Source organism: Mesorhizobium sp. M7A.F.Ca.AU.002.02.1.1, from assembly GCF_003998535.1.
GTDB lineage: Bacteria > Pseudomonadota > Alphaproteobacteria > Rhizobiales > Rhizobiaceae > Mesorhizobium > Mesorhizobium ciceri.
Window position 1 is genome coordinate 1 of sequence record NZ_RZPB01000605.1, and the last position, 3,647, is coordinate 3,647.

Annotated in this window: 5 protein-coding genes; 2 read left to right on the top strand and 3 right to left on the bottom strand. The window is 61.9% G+C overall.

Annotated elements, in window-relative coordinates; all coding sequences use genetic code 11:
• Both EN879_RS27680 and EN879_RS27685 read left to right on the top strand, forming a co-directional pair.
• Positions 1-380: flagellar biosynthetic protein FliR (locus EN879_RS27680; RefSeq protein ID WP_206521017.1), on the top strand; the 380-nt coding region annotated here is incomplete at its 5' end.
• A 2-nt stretch (positions 381-382) separates the two neighbouring features.
• Complete coding sequence (locus EN879_RS27685) at positions 383-766, top strand: hypothetical protein (protein WP_063168930.1); 384 nt, start codon at positions 383-385, stop codon at positions 764-766.
• A 185-nt stretch (positions 767-951) separates the two neighbouring features.
• Here the strand turns inward: EN879_RS27685 and EN879_RS27690 are convergent, their stop codons facing one another.
• The 3 genes from EN879_RS27690 to EN879_RS39525 all read right to left on the bottom strand — a co-directional run.
• Positions 952-1,647, bottom strand: a complete 696-nt coding sequence (locus EN879_RS27690) for a response regulator transcription factor (protein WP_013529766.1) — start codon at positions 1,645-1,647, stop codon at positions 952-954.
• The gene (locus tag EN879_RS27695; RefSeq protein ID WP_127274374.1) at positions 1,644-3,092 is read right to left on the bottom strand and encodes a HAMP domain-containing sensor histidine kinase; all 1,449 of its coding nucleotides are present in this window, start codon (positions 3,090-3,092) and stop codon (positions 1,644-1,646) included. The genes EN879_RS27690 and EN879_RS27695 overlap by 4 nt, the downstream gene beginning before the upstream one ends.
• 160 nt (positions 3,093-3,252) lie before the next feature.
• The coding region (locus tag EN879_RS39525; protein WP_206521018.1) for a hypothetical protein at positions 3,253-3,647 on the bottom strand (395 nt) is incomplete at its 5' end.

Below are 3,647 nucleotides of genomic sequence, written 5' to 3' on the forward strand. Positions count from 1 at the left end.
CCGCCATCATCTCGTTCTCGGCGCTGTTGATGCTGTTCGTGTTCGATTTCGACCACGAGATAATACGCGCGCTGGTTTCCTCCTACACGGTCGCGCCGGTCAACATCTTCTTCAACCCGCAGGCAGCCCTCGTCGATGTCACCGACACGGTGTCGGACACCTTCTTCCTGGTCATCCGCCTCGGCAGCCCGTTCGTCGCCTATGCCATTCTCGTCAATCTGACGATCGGCTTCGTCAACAAGCTGACCCCGCAGATCCCGATCTATTTCATCTCCCAGCCCTTCATCATCGCCGGCGGCATGATCATCTTCTATTTCGCCGTCGGCACCATGCTGTCGCTGTTCGTCGACGGCTTCGTCGACCTGACGCTGGCGAGATGACCATGAGCACGCGCAAGGACCGCCTGAAGAAACTGGTCAAGGTGCAGGAACAGCTGAAGGCGCTGCACGAAACCCGCCACGCCACCTTCCTTGCCGCGGCCAGTGCCGCCGAGGCTGAAGCCAGGGAACTGGTCGGCCATTTCGACCAGGCCGATTCGCTTTCCGCCCTGTTCCCCGATCTCTACCACCGCCGCATCGCCCAAGCGGTCGTGCGCCAGGAGGCGAACCTGGCAAGCGCGAAGCAAGAAGCCGGCCTCATCGCCGCCGCGACCGCCCGCACCAACATGGTTGAGCGTGCCTACAAGGACGTGCGCAACCGCGACGAGCGCGAACGCTCCGACCGCGAGCGGCTCGACATCATCGCGCAGAAGCAGGGCGAGGAGTAAGCTGAGGGTGTTCCGCTATGGGCCAACGGTGAGCGTCATTGACCAGGTTGCGAATGGCGGCAATCTCGGTCTTAGGGGCGGGCATGGTGGCTTCCTGAGAGCGGACATTGCAGGCTGCACATCGAGGTCCTGCCGCGCCATGACCAGTCGATGCTTCGGTCTGGAAGCAGCCGTTGAGCAGACGTTCATTGCACGGCGGCGGCCGCGGTGAAGATGTAGCCAACGCCATAGACGACCTTGATCGGCGCGGGCAAGCTGATGTGCTCCTCCAGTTTGCGGCGTAGCCGGCTGACGACTGCGTCGAGATGCCTGTTGTCGAAGTTCGACCTGGGACGGGCGACAAGCTCCACCAGATCCTCGCGCTGGCAGATTTCGCCGCTACGGTTGCAGAGCACGTTCATGAAGGCGAACTCGGCCGCCGTCAGTTTAAGCGAACGGTGATTGGGCGCGATCAGCATCCAGTTCGTGCCGTCCAGCACCCACCGATCGCTGCTGCCGTTGGCAGAGTCGGGCGGGGCTCCCGTCCGTCGCAGCAGGCTGCGAATTGCGGCGTCGATCTCGCGCAGCGTGCTGTGCTTGACCAGGTAGATGTCGGCGCCGCTCTCAAAGCCACGGATACGGTCGTCGCTGTCACCGAGCGCCGTCAGCATGATGATGCCGCAGGCATGTGATTTGCGGATTTCGGTTGCCAGATCGAACCCGTTCCCATCGGGCAGCCCGACATCGAGGATGATGACAGCGGGCGAGCTGCCGTTGGCCAGCGTCTGGCGCAATTCCCCTGCCGTGGCGACGCCTTCGGCCGTGAAGCCCGTCAGTTCCAGGAAATCCGCCAGATCCTTGCGCAGCCGGGGCTCGTCCTCGACGATCAGAATATGCGTCATGCGGTCAGTTCCTCGGGCGAAAGTCGATCCGTTGCCTCGCCTGCCAGAGGCAGGCTGACGATGGACGTAATGCCCTGGTCGTCGTTGGCGAGCAACTGCAGCTTGCCGCCGTGATAGGCCAGCAATTTGCGCGAAGAATAGAGGCCGAGACCGGTTCCGGTTACCGCCATCGTATTGGAGGCCCGGAAAAAGCGCCTGCCGATCTTGTGAAGCTCAGCCTGTGGAATGCCGATGCCACGGTCACGCACCCGAATGACCGCACTTCGACCTTCGCTGCGCACATCGATATCCACTGGCTGGTCCTCCGACGAATATTTGAGCGCATTGTCGATGAGGTTGATCAGGACCGTCGCCAGCATCTCGGGATCGGCGACAAGCGAAACGGCGTCGTCATCCGCCGTAAAGATCAGGCGCTCGCCGCGCCCGGTCATCCCGAAATGCAGCCGCACATCGGCAATAAGCAAACCGACGCGTATCATCTCCGGCTGAAACCCGCTGTCGCGATCATTGGCCATGAAGCGGTCGATCAGGGAAAACAGGCGATCGAGCGCCTCGCCAATGCCGGCAATCCGTTCTCGTGTCGCTTCGGGCGACTTGTGGCCGACAAGGCCGATCATGTCGGCCGCGTTGCGGATGATGGCGAGCGGGGTGCGAAACTCGTGGCTGACGACGCGCATGAAGTCCGCCTGCTCGTCGCGAAGCACACGTTCGGCCGCCAGGCTCGCGTTCAACCGGCTTTCCAGCCGTCGTCGTTCCCGTACCTCCCGCGACAGGGCGATATTTTTCTCCAGCAGCGCAGAGGACAGCCGCGAACTGACCATGAACAGCAGGCAGCCGAAAAAGGCGATCAGGAACAGCGCGCCCTGCAGCAGATACCAGGCGTTGCGGTCGGCCAGAACTGAGGCGCCTTGAAAATCGACCGGCAGCCGGTATTCGATGATGCTCTGGAGAACGCTAGCCGCGATATACTCGGCAAGCACACCGATCGTGATCCAGCGCAGGAGGGTTGGTTGCGTCCGGTCCCGCATCAGCCCAAGACACATCACCGACATCATCACGACCGTAAAGAAGGTCGATGCGTGAATGCGTATAGCAATGTCGCCTGGATCAATCGCGAGGGAGGCACTCCATGCGACAATTTGGAAAATCAGCAGTGAAATGCTGATCCAGGTATAGCGTGGCTGTCCCAGAAAGCGCGCCAGACCCTCGGCCAGCAACACCAGGCCTAGCTTGATGATCGTGTTGTGGAGCACGATGGCCCAGGCCGCCGGCTGCTCCCCACGCAGGAGAATCAGCAGCACCCCCGCCGCGATAGCGACGAAGCCGGCCGCAAGAAACTTCAACTCATAGAGGCGGCGCCACGCCAGCCACACAAACAACCAGGTGACGGCCTGCAGGCTTGCGGTTGCAAACGTAACAACCAGAACGGTCTTCAGATCAAGCATGGTCGAGTATTCGCACGGGGTTCCCCTGCCGCACCCCCCGATGCGCCAAATGTTGAATCTCGCAGGAGTTGTGCGGGGAGGCAAGCGCGATCCGCCCGTGCAAGAATTGGTCAGAATTCAATAGAATTGATCGGTGGAATTGTCGGGAGAGGACGTTTTATCATCGGCCGCGATCGTCTTGGTGGTTTCGCCGGGCGGATTGTGAGGAAGCAGTCGGGGCGATGTGCGTGGCGGACGCACGCGACCCGACGCAGCGGCAAGCGATGATTTTCGCGGGACGCCCGGCGATCGGGCCGGCCGCGGAATCGTTGCTTGCGGCACACGGGGGGAATTCCATGACAATTCGCGATCGTCGCTCGCTCATATCCCGCTTGTACTTTTGTGCTCCACGGCGCTCGCGGGGTCGTTGCTGCTGCCAGTCATCCTGACGGCGCCGGCGCATGCACAGGCTCTTTATGGTGCGACCGGAGGCAGGGGCGGTGATGGTGACGTAGACAGCAACGGCGGCGATGGTGGCGATGCAGGTGACGCCGGCGTCGCGGGCAACGGTCCGGA

Coding starts and splice junctions, on each gene's coding strand:
- EN879_RS27685 (WP_063168930.1), top strand. CDS start 383: ATGAGCACGCGCAAGGACCGCCTGAAGAAACTGGTCAAGGTGCAGGAA.
- EN879_RS27690 (WP_013529766.1), bottom strand. CDS start 1,647: ATGACGCATATTCTGATCGTCGAGGACGAGCCCCGGCTGCGCAAGGAT.
- EN879_RS27695 (WP_127274374.1), bottom strand. CDS start 3,092: ATGCTTGATCTGAAGACCGTTCTGGTTGTTACGTTTGCAACCGCAAGC.